A 20585-nucleotide genomic window follows, 5' to 3' on the forward strand; every position below is an offset into this window, starting at 1 on the left:
AAGCTTTTATACTTTAAGAGACCTGAGAACCATTTTTAACCTTAGTCTCAGGGTGCAGTAAAAACACATCATTTGCTTTTACTGCACCTACCACTAAACATGCACTCATAAAATTGGCTATCTGTTTTTTAGGGAAGTTAACCACAGCTACAATCTGTCGGTTCACTAATTCCTCTTTTTTATATTGCGTTGTAATTTGTGCTGACGACTTTTTTATTCCCAAGTCACCAAAATCTATGACTAATTGATAAGCAGGTCGGTGTGCATTTGGAAAATCATTTACTGCTGTAATAGTTCCAATTCGTAAATCTACCTTTGTAAAGTCTTCAAATGTTATTATCTTTTCCATTTTATGCTGAATTTGATTCAGTATCTATGACTCACTAACGTAAGAATCACATTTTAACCGTAAAGATATATAAAATATGGCGCAAACAGAATCAAATATGTTACCTCTTGGCACTACAGCACCTCAATTTAATCTCATAGATACCGTAGATCAGACTCAAAAATCACTCAGCGAACTCAAAGGAACAACAGGTACATTAGTGATGTTTATATGTAACCACTGCCCTTTTGTAATTCATGTGAGTTCAGAATTATCGCAATTAGCTAAAGACTATATTTCTAAAGGCATTAATTGTATTGCAATATCTAGTAACGATGCTGAAAACTATCCACAAGATGGTCCAGAATTTATGGCAAAAAATGCTATAGAAAACGATTATATATTTCCGTATTTGTACGACCAAACTCAAGATGTAGCCAAAGCTTACGATGCAGCTTGCACACCAGATTTCTTCTTGTTTGACACCGATTTAAAATTAGTGTATACAGGTCAGTTAGATGATTCTAGACCAGGAAACGACATACCTGTAACAGGGAAAGATATCAGAGAGGCTATGAACGCTCTAATTAATAAAGAACCTGTAAATCCAAACCAAAAACCAAGTATGGGTTGTAATATTAAATGGATTTAGGCTGCTATAGTAGCTAAATATGATACCTCAAGAACTTATCTTATCCCATTAAAAATTGGGGATAATGTTTATATTTAGGTTGATAATAGACGTTGTAGGCAATATTCGCCCACCACTTTGAAAATTAATCGTTAAATTTAAACAACGGAAATTATGAAGAAAAAACTAAATCAATCATCTGTAATCGGAATGCTGATTATCTGCGTCTCACTCTTCTTTCTTGGCTGTCAGAAAGACGAATCAATCCAACAAGAATCAAACCAGAATTTCTCAATCAAGGAAGTAGCTTTTTCTCAATTCCAGACCAATAGTAAACTTGTCGACAAAATATCAACTTTGAAAAATCCAATTGGAAACCAAACTAATGTTGCCAACAAAAATAACTCAGCAGAAACAACCTATGATATAAACACCAATCACGCCATCTATATAGAGTACGGTAATGGCAAACACACCTATACTTTTACAGTCACTAACACAAATGGCTCTGCTTCACTTGAAAATATTGTCTTATCACTTCAGGATGACGGAAGCTACAAGGCTTATCTCACAACTTACAACCTGACCCAACAAGAATTGGACGACTTAAACAATGGCATAGAAATCAATACTTCAATGGAAAATTCCTCAATGCAGGAAATTGACAACAGCCAAGTCAATATGTACGCTAGAACTACTTGCAGATTTGAAATGGCAATAATAGAAGTCGAACACGCTTGTGAGATTGATGGCTGTTGGGACCCACAATATACGACCATTGAATACGTAAACACTTGGGTAAAGGTTTGTACAGATGATGGAAATGGTGGAAGTATTGGTGGCGATGATGGCGATGGCTCAGTTGATGATGGAACAGGTGGCTGTACAGGCTGTGACGGTGTAGCAACAAAACCAAAAGGAACTGGTCTCTCTGATGATGGTAGCATTGATTTAGAACCTTTGAATGTAGATGGCATACTTTGGGAATGTTTTGGTTATGGAAGCCTTGCCTACACTAGAGCGCAGCTATTGGATGATGTACAACGTACTGATATAGCTAATTTTATTAATACTTATGGTTGTAGTGCAGAGAATTCTGAATTTGCAAAAGAAGCCGTAAATGTTATGATAGATGATGGCGAAGTAGATTTTGAAGAGAAGATAATAAATGGTTTAGAGGGTAAAGCTCTTTGTGTTTACAACAAATTAAAGTCTTCAAGTACTGGTTTTAAAAATGCAATCAAAAAGTTTGAACCTGAGTTTCCTGTAGCTCATTTGAAATTTGACATGGGAGATATTGGAGCATCAAAAGGCAGAACCATTGCGCCTAATAGCAATCCAACAACACCAAATTCACCTGATTTTGTTATCACGGTTAGATTAAATAATAATGATACTAGTAGTGGCGTAACCAAAAGACCGAATTTACTGGTAGTGAAAACCATAGCACATGAAGTCATACATGCAGAAATGTTTAGAAAGTTATTATCTGTATTGGATAATGGTGGTAATATAACAGGTGTTACTAGGCAAGATGTACTAGATGCCTTAGATGGTAATTTTCCTGGCATGTATGATTATTTTATGCGTCACAAGAATTGGCAACATCAACAAATGGCAACTCATTATAGAGAAGCTTTGGCAAGAATATTGCAAGAGTATGATACAGGTTTAGCTGTGCCAGATAATCAACAACCAGCTCAATTATATATGGATTTATCATGGGAAGGACTAATATATGAAAATGGAGACAATGCTATTTATACTTGGACAAGTTTACCTGAAGACGAGAAGGAAAGAATCGAAGGTGTTATTTCCACTTATATAGAAGATAATTTAAACGAAAATTGTTCAGAATGAAAAATATAGTAACCCTATTTTTAATATTTTCAACCATTTGTTCTTTTTCACAGACAGAGGAAAAAGAAACTGTTTATCTATTGTTTAATAGACAAAGTAAAGAAAAATGTATCATTGAAGATGGTTCAGGTAATTCCCTAAACCTAAAAAAATTCAGAAAAGAATTTCAAGGAAAATACATATATTTTAAAATCTGTAATGAAATTTTTACAGCACATAAAACTAAAAGTTTCAAAGATACTTCTTCTATAAAAATATTGGACAATCTAAAAATTGTTAATTCTGAATATCTACTTAATAAGTATAATTCATCTAATGAATTTAAACATCATGTTTTTGATAAAGTCTATCTCATCGAAAAAATATCGAAAGATAAAATAATCAAATATGAAGTTACTTGGATTGATGAAATTATTATGATAGATGATTAAATACTGCCTACAACAATGTATATAAAAAATAGCAGTTAAGAGCTAAACAAAAGGTTTCGTTCTTTTCTGCTATATTTATTATAATCTGAAAATTAACAACAATCTTACCTGCTACTTTTCATATACAAGACCGTCATAAGCAAGTTAATAAACCAATCAGAATGAAAGAAAATCTGAAAAAATATGCTGTTGAATTTTATAAAATGGCGTACGAAGGAAATCCGAGAAAAGCAACGGAATTATATGTTGGAGCCGAATATATTCAACACAATCCTGACGTGGAAAACGGAATCGAAGGTTTTATAGAATATTTTGAGCGAATGCAAACTGAATATCCAAATAAATCAATAGAATTTGTACGCGTGATTTCGGAAAATGACTTAGTGGCTTTGCATACGCATCAAGTTTGGCCTGATAATGATGAATATGTTACAATGGATTTTTTTAGATTTGATAATAATGAAAAAATTGTTGAGCATTGGGACGCTATTCAGCAAATACCTAAAGAATCTGCCAACAGGAACAAAATGTATTAGATTAGAAAAACAAGAAAAAAGCTAAAAAGCAGAACAGAAAAGCCTACTCACAACAAAGTATATAACTCATAACTAATACCTAATACCTAATACCTAATCCCTCACACCTAATACCTAATACCTCACACCTAATACCTAATACCTCACACCTAATACCTAATTCCTAATCCCTCACACCTAATACCTAATACCTCACACCAAATCCATATTAATTCTTGTAAAATATATGCGTCCAAATAGATCTTGAAAGCCTAAAATTAAATGTACTCAACAAAACCGCAATTACCACAATAATTGAAAATACCATAAGCGGAGATAAATCTACTATGTTCCAAAATAAAACAAGACTTGCAATCATTTCTGCCGCTCCCAGTGCGTAACTCACAAACATAGCACCAAAAAAGAACCCCGTTTCTTTTTCAAATTTAAAATCACATTGCTCACAGCGTTTATTCATTTCTGGTATTTTGAATAGAAATATATTCCCCTTATGATTAAACATGTCTCCCGTATCACAATTCGGACATTTACATTTTAAAATACTAAAGATTTTACCCATAACACTACTAAATTTCATGACGACAAAACTATTAGTTTAAGCAAGATGTGACTTTATAATATTATCGCGTATTTTTGTAATATTAGGACATAAGCTATGAAAACTCCAATATTAAATATCAATCAATTTGTAGAAACAATACCCTTAAGTGATTTCTATGTCAATTCATTTTCGAACCATTTGGATCTAAATAAAAAATTGATTTCAAGACCTCATAAACATAATTTCTATTTATGTGTTTTATTTACAAAAGGTACAGGAATACACGAGATTGATTTTAATTCTTATAAAATAGAACCTGGTAGTGCATTCTTTTTAAGTCCTGGTCAAACACATTTTTGGAATTTTGATACCCAACCAGAAGGCTTTATTTTTTTTCATTCCCAAGAATTTTATGAGCTACAATTTTTAGAGCATAAGCTTAATGAATTTCCGTTTTATTATTCCTTTCAAAATCCCCCATTATTAAAGTTATCTGCAAAAAACACCGATAGTATAAGCCAACTTTTTGATGAAATATACACTGAATATTTAGGATTAAAAGCTTCAAAAAAATTAAAGATTGTTAGTTTAATAAATTTGATCTATATAGAATTTTCGAGAAATTACACGCATAAAACTGAACTTACAAAACTGTTTTCTCCAAGTTATTTAAATATCCTTGAGAAGCTTGTTATTCTAATAAATGAAAATTTTAAAAATGAGAAATTACCAAAATTCTATGCAAATCGATTGAACATAACTACAAAACACCTTAATCGAGTTATTAAAGAAACTATAAATAAAACCACTTCTGAATTGATCTCAGAAAGAATAGTTCTAGAAGCAAAAAGATTAATTGTGCATTCTAATGAAAGTTTAACATCTATTTCTTACAATTTAGAATTTTCCGAGTATTCATACTTTTCCAAGTTTTTTAAAATGAAAACTGGATCAACACCTATGAATTTCAGAAAAAAATATAGGGAGAACTAAATACAATGCACAACAACCTATAAAATTAATTGCCAGATTCTTGCCTACTGACCAAAGTTCTCGCAGACTTTCTTGGTCGGTAATTATTTACTAAATTAGTTGCTTAAAAACACGCCACAAACCAAACACAAAACGGCTGTGCATAATACAAAATCTCAATTAAACCAATGAACAAACTACTAATTGGACTAGCAACTTTAATCTTATTTAGTTGCAATACCGAAATCAAAAATGACAACGAAAACAGTAAGAACCAACCAAACCTTAAAACAGAAGTAAACGGAAAAATTAAGGTTTTAAACTTTGGAACGGCTCATTTAAGCCAAACGTCAGACGCAAATTCTTCTCAAATCAACTTGAATGACCCTAATGAAAAAGCTGATTTAAAAAAACTAGTTGAAAAAATCGTTGAATTTAAACCAACTATTATTTGTCTTGAGCTAGAACCTAAAAACAATGACTATATAGCTTCGACCTTTTCAGAATATGTAAAAGACCAAACGAAAAGGTTAAATTACTCGGACGAATTAAATTCAATCGGACTCGAAGTGGCGCGGTTGAGTGGTACAAATCGAATTTATGGAATAGACAGCCAAACAGGGTTTAATTACCCTAGTTTAATAGAGATAGCCAATAAGAACGTCGCAGACAGTCTTTATATTTCAAAAGTTATGGATAATTACCAAAAGGTGAACGCTTTGAAGTTTAAAGAACAATTTAAGACAATTAACACCAGAGATTATAAAATGGAAACATTTAACCTATACAATGTTTTGGCGACACAGCATACCACAGGGAATCAAGAAGGAGTTGATGAAATTACTAAGTTCTACCAACGGAATTTAAAAATGTATAGTAATTTTAACGACATAGAAATGACCGAAAATGACAGGGTTTTTATCCTTTTAGGAGCAACTCACACCGCCTATTTCGATATTTTTCTGGAAAATAACCCAAAATTTCAATTAGAAAATCCCAATACATACACTGAGTACTAAAAAGTACTAAGCACAACAAGTACTGCGAAAAAAGAGCAAGTAAAAACCCGTTAATTTTTCAATAAAGTACTTTTAAATGGTTATCAAATAGTAATCCAAGTGTAGCTCGTGTTTATATTTATGCTTTTAACAGACCTTAGTAGTAATTCCTCTTAACAGAATCCGATTATTTCCTAGAACTAAAGAGGACAAAAAAAATTAAAAAAGGAAAAATGTAACGAAGTATCAATAATAAAAGTGGTTTTTTGGTTTTTGGTTTTTGGTTTTTAAGTATTACAGTATACCCTAAGTACTTTTAACGAGAAGCATTTAACTTGGCAGTTCATAACGAAACCTATACCTAACGTTACGTATTGATTTTAAAAGAAATAAAATTAACTTTATGGCGTATGCCTTTAGGATATGAACTTTTAAGATAACCTGTTTAATTTACGGGATATGAGTGATAACAGTTATGATAAAACGAGTTAGCACCAATTTGAAAAAAAAACGCCCGATGAATAACGAAATCGGGCGAAAACTTAAATTTTAGCTAATGCTATTTTTATTCCCATAACTATAAAAACCAAACCACTCAATTTATTTAACCAACGTCCTGATTTAGGATTACTTTTTAACTTTTGACTGAAAACACTAGCGAATAATGTCAAAATCAAAAACCATACAATCCCAATTAAGGCATAAGTTATTCCCAATAATAGAAACGGAATAGGATTATCCATTTGATTTACATTAATAAATTGAGGAAAAAACGCCAGAAAGAATAATGCAACTTTCGGATTTAAAGTATTAGTTAAAAATCCAGACCAGAAATCATTTTTTGAATTTCTGCTAAACTTTTTATTATCCGCTGGAAAAAATCCCTCTTTGTTCTTCAACTTTAAAAAACCCAAATAAAGCAGATATCCTGCACCGAGAAATTTGATTAAACTAAATCCAATAGTAGATTTTGCAATAAGAACAGACAAACCTAATGCAGCAAAAAATGTATGCACCAAAACACCTGTATTTACGCCAAATGTTGCATAAATACCTGACTTTCTTCCTTGACCTATAGATTTATTTAAAACGAAAACTGTGTCAATTCCTGGCGTCATAATAAAAAACAAAGCCGTCACTATAAATGTCATTAAATTTTCAATTCCCATTGTGTTCTATCTTTTAAAATTAATAAAATATTTTCAACAAAGAAACAGTTTTAATATACTTCAAAAAATACATATTTTTGACCAACTAATGCAAAAACAGCATTAATTATGACAATTCAACAAATAAAATATTTTTTAGTTCTTGCCAAAGAACTTCATTTCTGGAATACGGCAGAGAAAGTTTTTATATCACAGTCTTCATTAAGCAGACAAATCCAAGCTTTGGAAGATGAACTACAAATACAACTTTTTGAACGAGACAAGAGAAATGTCAAGCTTACAAATGCGGGTAAATTTCTTCAAGAACAATGGAGAGAGGAAATTAAAGAGTTTGACCAAATAATAAGACAGGCAAAAAAAATTGACGAAGGAAAAACGGGAACTATTTCTATAACGTATCCGGGTTCTATCGCTTATGAATTTTTACCAAAATTCTTGGAGGTTTTAAGCAATAATCTACCTGATTTAAAAATAGAATTAACTGAACCGATAGACGAAAATCACGAAAAGCTTTTATTAAACTTTCAAACCGACATAGCATTTAGCAGAGATAAAATTAAAAATGCAAATATCGACTCTCAAAAACTTTATTCTGAACCAATTTGTTTGGTTGTCCCTAAAAACCATAGGTTAAACAAAAAGAATTTGACTAGATTAGAGAACGAAAAGTTTATTATTTCGGGTTTGCACCAAACCACTTTTTTTGCTTCGTTATTAAGGTCGTGGTTTTCAAAAAATGGAATTGAACCCAAAACCATAATTGAATCGGATTTTGGAGGAATGATAATGAATCTCGTTTCCAAAGGACTTGGAATCTCTATTTTGCCATTGTCGTTTAAATCGGCTCAAGCAGAAAATGTTGAGTTTATAGAGTTAGAAGAAAAAATAGATTTATACATAAACTGGCGAAAAAAGGAACTGAACAACACAATTAAAAAAGTGATTGAACTTGCGAAAAATGTTGCGAAAAAATAAAATTGGTGCTAACACCATATATAATTTATTGCTAGTTCTAGCCTACTTACTAAGGACTTAGCGGACTCTCTATCTGTAATTTATTTGCTAACTTTAGTGCTTAAACACACAACTAACCACACACAACCACCTTGTTTGCAACGCGATAAAAATCCAAACTCTCAAGACAAAAAAAAGACGAAAACTATTTAGTTTTCGTCTTCAGGTGCAATAAATTTAGATTGATACTTTTCTAAAAACCGCTTCTGCCTTGCAATCATTTGTTGCCTTAGCTTATCAATGTCCATAAAGTCATTACCAAAATCACTTCCAAAAAAATCATCATTAAAGAATTGTTTACTAAAAAGTGAATCTTGAGAAAAAACATCAGAAAAGCCTTGGTTCTCAAATCCTGAATAATTTGTAAAAAATCTCGACTTAAAAGATGCTATCAAACTATCTTTATCAGACAATGAGAGATGATCGTACTTATCGTTAGAAGACCAAGAATAAATACTGTCATATCTAATTAAGTTGCCGTTTTCATCAAATTCTTTATCAACTGTCCAAGACCCTTTAGGAGCATCAACGATGTCAGTTTTAGTATCTTCTTTTTCAACTTTTTTAGTTTCATTGCCTTGTGAACTACAACTAACACTAAACAAGCTAACGAAAAATAATAAAATATACGTTTTCATCACTTTAGATGTTATGTTAAACTTAATTTGGGGTTTGTTTTAAATGGTTTGAACAAACGACCAGTGCCTATCTTTTTAATCAATCTGTTTTGGTGGAATACTTTTAAATTTCTTTCACCATTTTTATACCATACACATTCCAAATAACTGTCATTATCAACAAAACCAAATATTGAATCTTTTTTTGGAACATATTTGATAACTTGCATTGTTGGGGAGATAAGTTGTCCTTTAACTGTTACCCATTCCCCAGATTTAAACTTTCTTGGCATAACAATATAATTTTAAAGAATTAAACTTATTATTAATAAGGATGCTGAAAAAAAAATCAGCACCCTTTTTAATCTTTATTCTAAAATTTTCTGAACTAATTATGAAATCTTAATGCTTCTGGCAGGCTTTTGTTTAGCCTCTTCTTTTTTTGGTAAAAGAATATTTAAAATACCATTATCATAATTTGCCTTAATTTTTTCATCGTTTACACTTTCCGGTAAATTAAAGGTTCTTTTAAACGAGGAATAACCAAACTCCCTACGCGTATAATTTCCGTCCTTATGTTCACTTTCTTCCTTAGATTCCGCAGAAATAGATAATACTTCATTATCAAGGTCAATTTGGAAATCTGATTTCTTTAAACCTGGCACTGCCATTTCAACCATAAAAGCATCGGCAGTTTCTTTAATATTTACTTTAGGCAAAGTAATCCCTGTATTAAAATTTGAAGTAAATACCGATGGTAAGTCTCTATTAAAGATGTCATCTAACCAATCTGACAAAGTTGGAAAGTTGTGATTTGAATTGTTGTTCGCTAAACTTCCATTTTTAGGAACAGTTGCTAAATTGCTCATAATTAAAAAATTTAAATTAAACATTATTTCAAATTTGAAATCTTTACGACTTCACTAATCTTTAAACAAATTAAATACCAAAATCGATTTTAATGCTGTTTACAACAATTATCATATATAAACTTACCAAAACCCTGAAAAATTGTCAGTTTTATTCACAATAAAATGACATATCTACATTTTGAACCTATTTTAAACAAAAATAAAAGCTCTTTTTTTATAACACTTTCTAAATATAAAGTTGAAAACCACTTGGCGAAAGCTTAGTGATTTTTGCGTTTTACATGTTTTAGAGTTTGAATATTGGAATTTGGAATTTGGAATTTCGTTATTGAATTTTTGAGCATTACGGTTTACCGTAAGTACTTTTAACAAGAAGCCTTTAACTTGCCAGTTGATAACGAAACCTATACGTAACGTTACGTATAGATATATATAAATAAAATTTACTTCGTGGCTGATAGCTATGTAACCTAGGACAATCTATTTTATTTACAGGATACCAGTAATAAACATTGTTATATAGTACGAAGTAAACAATTTAAACCAACATAATTATGAAAAATCAAAAATCATTAATCATTCTTTTAAGTTTATCCTTTTTTACATTGAGTTGTAGTGAAGATTCTGTTTCAGATGAATTTGATAATGCAAATGGAAATGTTCAAGAAAAATTAATAGAATCTATTTCTATTATTTCAGCCCAAGATTCTCAAGAAAATAAAAATATTTCGATATCGTATACATCGGATGGATTATTAAATACTATATCAAATGATATAGAAACCAGCATTTTTGTTTATGATAATAATGACAACCTATCTAACATTACTGGTGCAGGAAACGACAATCTAAATATTGAAGACTTATATGAATCACCTTATGATGCATTTGAAACTGGCGAAGTTATTCAATATGATGATAATGGAAACCCAAAAAAAATAGAGTTTTATGAAGAAGAATATGACTACAACACAAACTCATATTTTACAAAAATCTATACAGCAGAAATTTCATATGATAACACACACAACCCCTATTTTTATACTTTAGAAGCAGGTGGTATTATTGAAGTATTAGATGGTGTTCAATTAAACTTCAGTATGAATCCTCAAATTCCCGAAATTGTTCAAGCAAGATTACTTTTCCCTGTAAATAATCCATCTCAACTTATTTACAAAAATGAAGAAGGAGAATTAATGCATACAATCAATATTAATTATTCTTATGACAATGAAAATTATCCAACATCAGCTACTGTAACTGCTGTATCGATTCAAGATTCAGAACAAAGTACCTATTCTGCAATATATCAATACGCAGATTAAAAAAAATTACAACACCGTTTACAATGTATCGCAAGGCAGTAGCTAATCTGGTATAGTCTTTCAGAACATGCTCGCACTCGGTTTGGCTGTGCTAAATTAATTGCAACGATAAGAGCTAATTTTTTCTAAATATAAAGTTGAGAACCACTTAGCGAAAGCTTGGTGGTTTTTGCGTTTTACAGGGTTTTGGAGATTGGATATTGGAATTTGGTTTTTTGAGCTTTTGATTTTGAGTTTTACGGTTTACCGTAAGTACTTTTAACAAGAAGCCATTAACTTGGCTGTTGATAACGAAACCTATACCTAACTTTACGTATAGATTTTAACAGAAATAGAATTAAGATATGAAACTTTTGTGATCACCTGTTCAATTTACGGAATATGAGTGATGAAGGTGATTATAATAATAATAATAATAATAGCTGTGTATAAGCACACAAAAAGAAAAACAATATGAAAAACACAATTACAATTTTTACGATTTTATTACTTTCAATGACAATATCTGCACAAGAAAAAGCAGTCACGATGAAAGGAGACACTATTAATGTTTACGAAAACGGTACTTGGGAAAAAATAAATAAAGTAAAAACAATAACAGAAATTGAAAGTACTGTAGAAGCAACTGTAGAAATTGATGAATTTAGTAAGTCTAAAAAAACCAGAACTGAAAGTTGGTCGAAATTTGGAAAAAACAAACTTGGTAGAACAATTAGTGGAAATCTAATAAGAGTTGACGACTTAACTGTATTTACAATCTCATATACTGGAGATTTAGGTTGTCTATCAGAATATAATTCAACAATAAAAGTAAAACTTACTAACGGAGAAATAATTGAATTTTCTCAAATAAGTGATACTGATTGTGGTGATTATCCGACTGCAAGATTTATTCCCATTAATAAAAAACAAACTAAAGACCCAAATTTCAAAGATTTACTAGCAGATAATTTGGAAATACTAAAACAGTTTGATTGGGAAACAATAAGAATTCAAGGAACAGAATATTATACAGATATTATTCCTAATGTATCTCGTAAAGTGGAAAAACCGGAACAATTTTTTAGACAACATATAATTTCAGCCGATAAAAAATAACTACACACAACACCATATATAATTTATCGCTAGTTATAGCCTACTTACAAAAATCCTCACGAATTATGCCTGCAGCTTGTATATACTAATGTAACAGCAAAAATAAAAGCTCTTTTTTTATAACATTATCTAAATATAAAATTAAAAACCACTTAGCGAAAGCTTGGTGGTTTTGTGGTTTTTTGAAATTTGGTTATTGGCTATTGGTTATTGGTTATTGGTTATTGTGTATTAGATTTTTAAGCATTACGGTTTACCGTAAGTACTTTTGACTAAAAGCGTTTAACTTGGCTGTTGGTAACGAAACCTATAAGTAACGTTACGTATTCATATTTAGAGGTTAAAGAATTAGATTTGTTAATGTTACCTCAGAAAGATAAATAAACTATTATAATAGGTTTTATTTATGGGATATGAATGATAAATATTCACATATAACAAGCTATAAAACAGACCAATGAACAGCCATTTAAACATTTTTAAGTCTTATACCAATAAAAATAGAACGTATCAATTAGAAAACGATTTGACCAGAGCTTTGGCTATCTCATTACAAGAAGATGCTCTTTTTTTTCACGAAGTATTCAAAGAGATTCTAAAAGGTACCAACTTTTACAATCAATTATTTGAGTCCTTAGAAAGCGAAAGCAACGTAAATATTGATATTCAAAAAAAAGCAAGTCAGATTACTGATTTTGAGCATATCTTTGCAATATCACTAAGCGAAGCGGAAATATCCGATTTTTGGGAACAAAATCACCAAAGGAATTACGACCCAATTTGTGATTTAATAATTCAAATAAATAACATTGTACTTGTATTTGAAGCCAAAAGAGATAATGTAAATTGTACTGCTCAACTTTACAATCAAATACTTAACATAACAAATAAGCAAAATCAACCACAGGAATTTACACAAGAAAATTACGGAGAAAATATAACTGCTTTCGATTTTAATTGGTCCAGACTTATGGCGATTGCTGTAAAAGTATCAAGTTTCGAAAAAACTATGAACAGTCAAAATCGATTTCTATCCGATTTTATTGCATTAGTAAAACAACATAATTTCAGATGGCTTCCCGAACCATCAATTTCAGCTTTACAAGCTACAAACACACGTTCAATTACAAGAAGGTTAGAGTCAACAATTGAAGAAGTTACAAAAGGTACAAGGATTAACAAACTGAATTATAATGATAGATTAGGATTTGAAGTTTATAAAGATTGGGCAAAAGAAATTATATTTTGGATTAAGGATAATGGTAATCTTGGTGTTAGCATATATCCAGGAAATACAAAAGGTCAAGGCTATAGCTTGTTCGCAAATGACCCTGAATTTAATGATAGTTTAAGTATTTTAGGAGATGAATACCCTATTAATTATAGTTATCATATTAAATTTACAAGTTTTCAAAAGTTTTTTCAAGGTCTATGGTTTAAGGAAAGCCAATTAACAAAGACTCTTTATACCAAAGAGAATTTTCATAAATATACTGGAAGAAAAAAACGAGGAAAAGATTGGACAGATATAGAACAACTTCTTGATAAAAGTCTGAACTTTAACTGGAAAGAAAAATGTGACTGGAAAAACTCAATGCTCAAATCTGGAAAGAATCAATTTGATATGTCATTTGGTTATGAAGTTTACATTGAAATCCCTTTCCAAAAACTCAAAGAATTAGACCAAAATCAATCAGATTTGACCAATTTGATTTCTTTAGTGAATGAAATATATAATGAATTTAATAACAACTTATTTAAACGATAAAAAAATACCTGCACATAACACCGTATATAATTTATTGCTGGCTTCTTGCCTACTTACGAAAATCCTCGCGGATTTTCTATTCGGTTTGCATGTACCAATGTAATAGCAAAAAAAGTTCTCGTCTTTTATAACATTTTCTAAATATAAATTTAAAAACCACTTAACGAAAGCTTAGTGGTTTTTGCGTTTTATGGATATTGGATATTAGATTTTTGAGCTTTGAATTTTAAGCATTACGGTTTACCCTAAGTACTTTTAACAAGAAGCCTTTAACTTGCCAGTTGCTAACAAGACCTATACGTAACGTTACGTATAGATTTTAAAAGAAATAGAATTAACTTCGTGGTGCACGACTTTAGGATATGAAACTTTTGTGATCACCTGATAAATTTGAGGGATATGAGTGATGAAGGTTATTATATAACTAGTTCGGGCACATTAGACAAAACAAATTGAATGACAGAAAAGACAAACCAATTCACCGGACCGAAAAAATATTTAGAAAAAAGTTTTCTGGAAGAATTGAACTACAAAATTTGGTCGACTAAAGCATCACGATTTAATGCTGATAAAAGACTAAAAGTTAAAGCCAAATTATCGAATATTAGTTTGGCATTTCTTTCTGCATATTTAATAATTGCAAGTTTAATATCTGTCTATAATATAAATACTGGAAATAATGAAGACATAATTAATTACGTAATTACAGCTTTATCTATTTTAGTTTTGGTTGTTAGCCAATTTGAGAATGCTCAAGATTATAAATTGAATGCAAGAATATTTCACGATTGTGGACTTGAATTATCAATTCTTTATAATGACTTACGAGTATTTAAAACCTTAAAGAAAAAGCCATCGGAATATGAAATATATCTATTTGGGAAAAATCTATCTGAAAAATATCAAAATGTATTGAGAAATTATCAAAATCACTCGCCAATCGACTATGATATGTTCCAAATTAATAATATAGACTATTTTGAAAAAGTAGCACCGAAAAAAGTTACACCTGACAATATAAAGAAAGTTAAACGTAGATATAATTGGGAAGTTTATGGATGGTATTCAATTATGATAATTGCACCTCCAATTTTAATTACTGGAATTGTTTTAATTGCAAAATACATAAATATCGTGCCTTAACAATGTATAACCGCAATGACGACGGATTCGACTACGTCCGAATCCACTCGGAATTGCTAACGTCTGTGTCAAACCGAAAATTAACGCATATTAACTCGTAACTGACGGTTATACGAAACCGTCAGGCAACAAGCTAAAAAACCACTCAGAACTAATTGTCTATTTTGATTGATAAGAAAGCTTTAATTCAGTTAATAATTAAGATACTAAATTTCAGGAATTTACATACATTATCGATTATGAGTAATAATTTATAAGTTTTTATTACTGATTTTAATTGTTTGCTGATTTTTTAATAAAAGTTGACGCTCATGGTGGTTTTTATACTAAAATGCTATGACTAATCATAAAAAACAAGTTTTTTCTTACGTAAAATTTTGTTTCATCGAATAACTAGACTTTTAAACGTACAAATATAAATCGCTCATTATATTTGGATTAGATGTTAGTTTATTAATCTAAATAATAAAGAAATGGATGATTTCCCTCAAAGTCTGCTATTAATTTTAGTTACACTTTTTATTAAAAGTAGTTGGCTAAAGTATATAGAGCCAGAACTTCCAACCAAAAAAAAACCTATAACAAGTTTATTATATATTCTGCCAATATCGGGTTTAGTTTATTTATACATTAACTATCAAAATACTATAACGGAAATATATTTTATTTGTAGTTGTTTTATCTTGTTAGCATTATTAATTGTTAGAGACATGGTCAAAAAAATGTTAAAGAAATAATTGCAATTTTCATTATTTTTTAATTTTTTTTTGGAGTTTCATTCACTATCATTGGAAATATTATTTTAATATGGACTATATCACTATCCGAATAAAATTATAAAAAGTCAATTGCCTACACCGTATATAATTTATTACTAGTCTTAGCCTACTTACAAAAGTTCCTTTGGTTTATTTATGCGGTTTGCATATACTAATGTCATTGCAAAAATAAAAGCTCTTTTTTTATAACATTATCTAAATATAAAATTAAAAACCACTTAGCGAAAGCTTGGTGGTTTTGTGGTTTTTTGGTATTTGAATTTTAAGCATTACGGTTTACCGTAAGTACTTTTAACAAGAAGCCTTTAACTTAGCTGTTGACAACAAGACCTATACGTAACTTTACGTATTGATTTTAACAGAAATAGAATTAACTTCGTGGTGCACGACTTTAGGTTATGAAACTTTTGTGATCACCTATTCAATTTACGGGATATGCGTAATGAAAGTTATGATAAAACTAGTTGTGAACAAGTGTAAAAACAATATTGCGCAAAATTAACTAACCAAAAAAATAACTAAATTGATTAAAAAATTATTCTTGATTTTAGGAGCGACGTTAACAATCCTAAGCTGTTCTGAACCAAAAGAAGAAGTGGTTGCTTCAAATTACAATAAAGAAGAAATCGAAATTGTCATTGATAATTATTTAGATTCTAAACTAAATACCTTCCAAGATTCAATGGACAGTAAAAAAGGATTTTTAGGTTACAAAAATATAAGAGATTATTTCAGTTTAGGTAGAAAGGATTTTGAACAAAGAACTATTTCTACTTGGAATAGTATTTACAGCGAAGATGAATTGGAAGAATTGATTAATAAAGACTTAGAAAGTAAAAAACCAATTTTGATTAATTTAAAGAGTACAGATAATCATATAGAACAATATGTTCATAAAGTTGGGATTTCTACCTTAGTTCTAATAGGGGAAGGTTTTTTTGAGTGGCTACTTGTTCTATTTTTAGGCTTTTGGATTCCAGCTTTAGTAATTTGGATTTATGTATTCTATAAGTTCTCATTTGGAATATGGATTAGGATGAGCAAAAAAAGAGATGAAATGTTAGATATTTTATGGCTTAAAATTGCTAAAATAATTCCTCCAATAGTATTTGTAATATTTTTAATTGTTGGCTTTGCGACTGGAGATTTTTCAGATAACGCACTTAAGGATAAAATAAAACAAGACATTAAAAATGATATAGTTACACAAATTGACAATAAAATAAATTCGTAAATAAGAATGAAAAAAATATTAGGAATATTAGGTGTTATTGTAGCACTTGGCGCATATCCTGTGTGGAAAAGTATAGACACTAAAGTAATAAAGCAAAGTGATGAAGTTCTAACACAAGTTATAAAACAATCGAAAAAAGCTGATAAGGCTGTTTCTGTGGTTGCTACCTCTGTTAAAGAATTAGTGGAAAAATCACTTAAAGTAAAAAACTCAACGCATACGTATATTAAAAACGGAATTAAAAAAACAATTAAGGTGGCTGATTTTAGTCAACACTCAATTTTTAGTACGACCCTTTCTAAAGATTTATTAGTTGCAACTCGTGAATTACATTATGAAAATGCTCTTAAAGGTTTACAAAAAAGCTTTTCTAAGAATAAAGATGAATTTATTGAGGTCTTAAAAAAACGAAATGCAATAATAATGAAAAGAGATAAAGAATTTTTTGAAGCCAACAAAAAGCAGATAAGAGCAATTGAACAAAAAATGATTACAGCTTCGAAAAATAATAATTTGATAAAAGAGAAAGAACTTTTATCAGAACTAAGAAATATTGCTAATAAAATCACTTTTAAGTTAACACCTAAAGGTAAGCCAATTCAATTTTTAGACGAAAATCAAATTCTTAAACGACAATTAGCAGATATAACCAACCCTAAACTAAATAGAAAGTCAAAAGTTTTTGGTTTTACTTGGCATCATAATGAAAAAAAAGGAGTTATGAATCTCGTAGATGAAGTAGTTCATAAATTTAATGACCACGCAGGTGGTTATTCTAAATGGGGAACGTTGTAGAATATCATTGCGCATAACACCAGTTCACAACACCGTGAATAATTAATGGCTAGTTAGAGCCTACTTACAAAATTCCTATCAGGTTTTACAGTTAATTTTATGGCCTCGTTTTAGTGCTTAACCACGCAACTAATCATACACAATCACGATCTAGTACATTTAAGAAATAAACTAATTAATAGAGTCGAGACTTCCAACTTTAGCTAATTTAAAATCAATTCGTGAAGATTATAGAAACAAATAACTAAAACGGAAAAAGAGGTTTAATGTATCGGAAAAGCCCTTATCAATTACAAGGAATAAAAACCTACTACAACAAAACACTGAGCGTCACAACAAACTAAACCACCTCCACTACCCCAATCCCTTTACAAACATTTCAAAACCGTAATACCAACACTACCTTTAGCATTCAAAACAAACAAAGCCCCATCCACTTCTTGGTAAAACCGCACACCAAGCACACAAAGCGCAGTACCAAGACCACCAGGCAACGTAGCAGGTTCTAAAACTAAAGTAGAACTAGCATGATCACGATCTAAAACCATAGAAGGAGCCAAATGCAAGGCATAATTCAAGTGCTCAAAATCAAAATCCAAAACACCATAAGTCAGTGCCATATGGGTAGCACCTTCCGCAAAACCCACCTGCTCAATATTAAAATCACTAATGGTCAACGTAAAATCAATGTCAGACACACCAAACTCAAAAGGCAAAACCTGCCGTACAGCACAGGCTGGTGTATAACTAAATTGTTCTAATAATTGGAGACCTTCCGCCTGCCCTATCCCATCAGCAACAGTGCGTTCCCCACGTTTATGGGTCGTATCTAAGGCTTTTATACGTGTAAACAAGCTCATCAATCGACTATGAAAATGCGTAAACCTATACCCTTTATAAAACGGCGCCAACGCAGATCTAAACGCCTTATTCACCGCAGAACAATGCCCAAACTCACTGGCATTTTCACGTACACGTTTCATGCTAGCCTTCGTTTTTATCGCTTTTCTCGTAAAGCCACCACCCGCTTTTCGTGCAATTGGCTGACCATTCAAATAATAAAAATTAATACCATTCAACGTCCCTACTAAAGGGATAATTCCCGTCTGTTTTGCCATAACACCATAATTTAAGTTAAACACCTACAATACAGCAATATACAAAATTTATCAATACAGGTTATAGCGTGGTTATACCATACTTATAAGTAGCTTAAAACAAGTTTATAGCATTATAAACCAAAGTAAGTAAGCAGTATCACTAATAATAAGGTTGGTGACGCTAGCTTAGAAGCATAAGAATGGTATAATCAAAGGGGTCGTTCTTGCCTACTTACAAAACCCCTAAGCAGGTGTCTTTTCTGACTTCTATTTACTAAATTAGTGCTCTAAACATGAAATAAAACATACGTTAACCTCAAATAATAAAACGGCCATACGTCTCCAACCCGAAACCACATGACACGCGCACCACACCATTATGCCATTGAAGAAACGTCGCATTCACCGCAACGACATTGGTTAACACCCTTACTAAGTGGTGCCTATAAATTACCGGGATTAGAAGGCAAAACAGGAGTCTTATTTTCAAATTCCGTTTTAAATCAATACATTAAAGAGGAAGACAAACACGATAATTTTGAGCTCACCGCAGGACGCAACAGAAGTCTTAGAACCTTATCCACGGGTGAGCAAAAAAAAGCATTGTTGGCGTATCTACTACAACAAAAGCCTGATTTCATCGTCTTAAATAATCCGTATGAAACCTTAGACAAAGCGGCTGTTTCTGCACTAAAAAAGCAGTTATTAGAGTTGTCTAATGCCATGCCTATTGTATTTATATTCAACAGACAAGATGATCTCTTACCCATAATGACGCATGTAATTACATTTAAAAACGCTGAACTTAAAACTGTAGTCCCTCTTGAAGCTTATCAATTTAAGAAAACGGAGTTTGTTTTTGATAAGGTCATTCCATCACCAATAACAACGTATACCAACATTCCAGACGTGCTCGTAGAGCTTAAGAATGTTAATGTGACTTATGAAGAGCGATGTATTCTTAAAGACATTAACTGGACCATTAAAAAGAATGAATTTTGGCATTTAATGGGACCAAATGGCTCAGGAAAAACCACCTTACTCGCTATGATTTATGGCAACAATACCAAAGGCTATGGTCAAGAGGTGTATCTCTTTGGACAGAAAAAAGGCTCTGGTGAAAGTGTTTGGGATATCAAACAAAAGATCGGCTATATCAGTCCAGCGATGTTAGAATTATTTAAACGCGGCCATACCGTAGAGCACATGATTATTTCGGGCTTTTATGATAGTATTGGCTTATACCAAACACCATCAACCTTACAAATACAAGCAGCTGCGCAGTGGCTAGACGTCTTAAATTTAAGTCAAGAAAAAAACACCTCGTTTCTTAAAGTATCACCAGCAACCCAACGTTTAATATTAATTGCAAGA

Annotated in this window: 21 protein-coding genes; 14 read left to right on the forward strand and 7 right to left on the reverse strand. The window is 31.0% G+C overall.

The genetic code is table 11. From position 1 onward, the window contains the following. Window positions 1-13: 13 nt before the first annotated feature. Window positions 14-349 carry a tRNA-binding protein gene (locus ITJ86_RS09250; RefSeq protein ID WP_195871351.1) on the reverse strand — a complete coding sequence of 112 codons (336 nt, stop codon included), beginning with the start codon at window positions 347-349 and terminating at the stop codon, window positions 14-16. Between the two features lie 76 nt (window positions 350-425). Here ITJ86_RS09250 and ITJ86_RS09255 point away from each other — a divergent pair, with 76 nt between their 5' ends. The 4 genes from ITJ86_RS09255 to ITJ86_RS09270 all read left to right on the forward strand — a co-directional run bounded on the left by ITJ86_RS09255 (window position 426) and on the right by ITJ86_RS09270 (window position 3786). Then, window positions 426-980, forward strand: a complete 555-nt coding sequence (locus ITJ86_RS09255) for a thioredoxin family protein (RefSeq protein ID WP_195871352.1) — start codon at window positions 426-428, stop codon at window positions 978-980. A 153-nt stretch (window positions 981-1133) separates the two neighbouring features. Beyond that, entirely contained in the window at window positions 1134-2819 is a 1686-nt protein-coding gene (locus ITJ86_RS09260) for a hypothetical protein (RefSeq protein WP_195871353.1), read from the forward strand. Then, the gene (locus ITJ86_RS09265) at window positions 2816-3250 is read left to right on the forward strand and encodes a hypothetical protein (protein ID WP_195871354.1); all 435 of its coding nucleotides are present in this window, start codon (window positions 2816-2818) and stop codon (window positions 3248-3250) included. The genes ITJ86_RS09260 and ITJ86_RS09265 overlap by 4 nt, the downstream gene beginning before the upstream one ends. 161 nt (window positions 3251-3411) lie before the next feature. Further along, the gene (locus tag ITJ86_RS09270; protein ID WP_195871355.1) at window positions 3412-3786 is read left to right on the forward strand and encodes a nuclear transport factor 2 family protein; all 375 of its coding nucleotides are present in this window, start codon (window positions 3412-3414) and stop codon (window positions 3784-3786) included. Between the two features lie 208 nt (window positions 3787-3994). Here ITJ86_RS09270 and ITJ86_RS09275 read toward each other — a convergent pair whose 3' ends face one another. Further along, entirely contained in the window at window positions 3995-4243 is a 249-nt protein-coding gene (locus ITJ86_RS09275; protein WP_230080262.1) for a DUF983 domain-containing protein, read from the reverse strand. 198 nt (window positions 4244-4441) lie between these two features. On the opposite strand from ITJ86_RS09275, the gene ITJ86_RS09280 reads away from it, so the two are divergent. Together ITJ86_RS09280 and ITJ86_RS09285 are read left to right on the forward strand one after the other, a co-directional pair. After that, entirely contained in the window at window positions 4442-5320 is an 879-nt protein-coding gene (locus ITJ86_RS09280; RefSeq protein WP_195871357.1) for an AraC family transcriptional regulator, read from the forward strand. A gap of 167 nt (window positions 5321-5487) precedes the next feature. Next, the gene (locus ITJ86_RS09285) at window positions 5488-6318 is read left to right on the forward strand and encodes a DUF5694 domain-containing protein (protein ID WP_195871358.1); all 831 of its coding nucleotides are present in this window, start codon (window positions 5488-5490) and stop codon (window positions 6316-6318) included. A gap of 521 nt (window positions 6319-6839) precedes the next feature. Here the strand turns inward: ITJ86_RS09285 and ITJ86_RS09290 are convergent. Further along, window positions 6840-7466 (reverse strand): LysE family translocator, encoded by a 627-nt coding sequence (locus ITJ86_RS09290; RefSeq protein WP_195871359.1) that lies wholly within the window; start codon window positions 7464-7466, stop codon window positions 6840-6842. 108 nt (window positions 7467-7574) lie between these two features. Here ITJ86_RS09290 and ITJ86_RS09295 point away from each other — a divergent pair, with 108 nt between their 5' ends. Beyond that, window positions 7575-8441 carry a LysR family transcriptional regulator gene (locus ITJ86_RS09295; RefSeq protein ID WP_195871360.1) on the forward strand — a complete coding sequence of 289 codons (867 nt, stop codon included), beginning with the start codon at window positions 7575-7577 and terminating at the stop codon, window positions 8439-8441. Between the two features lie 188 nt (window positions 8442-8629). Here the strand turns inward: ITJ86_RS09295 and ITJ86_RS09300 are convergent, their stop codons facing one another. The 3 genes from ITJ86_RS09300 to ITJ86_RS09310 form a co-directional block, all read right to left on the reverse strand. Further along, complete coding sequence (locus tag ITJ86_RS09300) at window positions 8630-9118, reverse strand: hypothetical protein (RefSeq protein WP_195871361.1); 489 nt, start codon at window positions 9116-9118, stop codon at window positions 8630-8632. Window positions 9119-9129: 11 nt separating this feature from the next. Continuing rightward, on the reverse strand, window positions 9130-9390 hold the full coding sequence (locus ITJ86_RS09305; RefSeq protein WP_195871362.1) for a hypothetical protein: 261 nt from the start codon (window positions 9388-9390) through the stop codon (window positions 9130-9132). A 99-nt stretch (window positions 9391-9489) separates the two neighbouring features. Continuing rightward, window positions 9490-9966, reverse strand: a complete 477-nt coding sequence (locus ITJ86_RS09310) for an Hsp20/alpha crystallin family protein (protein WP_195871363.1) — start codon at window positions 9964-9966, stop codon at window positions 9490-9492. Window positions 9967-10523: 557 nt separating this feature from the next. On the opposite strand from ITJ86_RS09310, the gene ITJ86_RS09315 reads away from it, so the two are divergent. The 6 genes from ITJ86_RS09315 (at window position 10524) to ITJ86_RS09340 (ending at window position 18111) form a co-directional block, all read left to right on the forward strand. After that, window positions 10524-11294: a hypothetical protein gene (locus ITJ86_RS09315; protein WP_195871364.1), complete on the forward strand. Its 771-nt coding sequence runs from the start codon at window positions 10524-10526 to the stop codon at window positions 11292-11294. Between the two features lie 453 nt (window positions 11295-11747). Next, window positions 11748-12392, forward strand: coding sequence for a hypothetical protein (locus ITJ86_RS09320; protein WP_195871365.1), 645 nt, complete (start codon window positions 11748-11750; stop codon window positions 12390-12392). Window positions 12393-12849: 457 nt separating this feature from the next. Continuing rightward, a complete protein-coding gene (locus tag ITJ86_RS09325) occupies window positions 12850-14160 on the forward strand; it encodes a hypothetical protein (RefSeq protein ID WP_195871366.1) in 1311 nt (436 codons plus the stop codon). Between the two features lie 456 nt (window positions 14161-14616). After that, a complete protein-coding gene (locus tag ITJ86_RS09330; RefSeq protein ID WP_195871367.1) occupies window positions 14617-15303 on the forward strand; it encodes an SLATT domain-containing protein in 687 nt (228 codons plus the stop codon). 1302 nt (window positions 15304-16605) lie between these two features. Then, entirely contained in the window at window positions 16606-17316 is a 711-nt protein-coding gene (locus ITJ86_RS09335; RefSeq protein WP_195871368.1) for a hypothetical protein, read from the forward strand. A gap of 6 nt (window positions 17317-17322) precedes the next feature. Further along, a complete protein-coding gene (locus tag ITJ86_RS09340) occupies window positions 17323-18111 on the forward strand; it encodes an HNH endonuclease (protein WP_195871369.1) in 789 nt (262 codons plus the stop codon). Window positions 18112-18479: 368 nt separating this feature from the next. Here the strand turns inward: ITJ86_RS09340 and ITJ86_RS09345 are convergent, their stop codons facing one another. After that, window positions 18480-19166 (reverse strand): hypothetical protein, encoded by a 687-nt coding sequence (locus tag ITJ86_RS09345; protein WP_195871370.1) that lies wholly within the window; start codon window positions 19164-19166, stop codon window positions 18480-18482. 402 nt (window positions 19167-19568) lie between these two features. Between ITJ86_RS09345 and ITJ86_RS09350 the strand changes: the two genes are divergently transcribed. Beyond that, window positions 19569-20585: ATP-binding cassette domain-containing protein (locus ITJ86_RS09350; RefSeq protein WP_195871371.1), on the forward strand; the 1017-nt coding region annotated here is incomplete at its 3' end.

This window comes from Winogradskyella marina (assembly GCF_015645385.1).
Classification (GTDB): domain Bacteria; phylum Bacteroidota; class Bacteroidia; order Flavobacteriales; family Flavobacteriaceae; genus Winogradskyella; species Winogradskyella marina.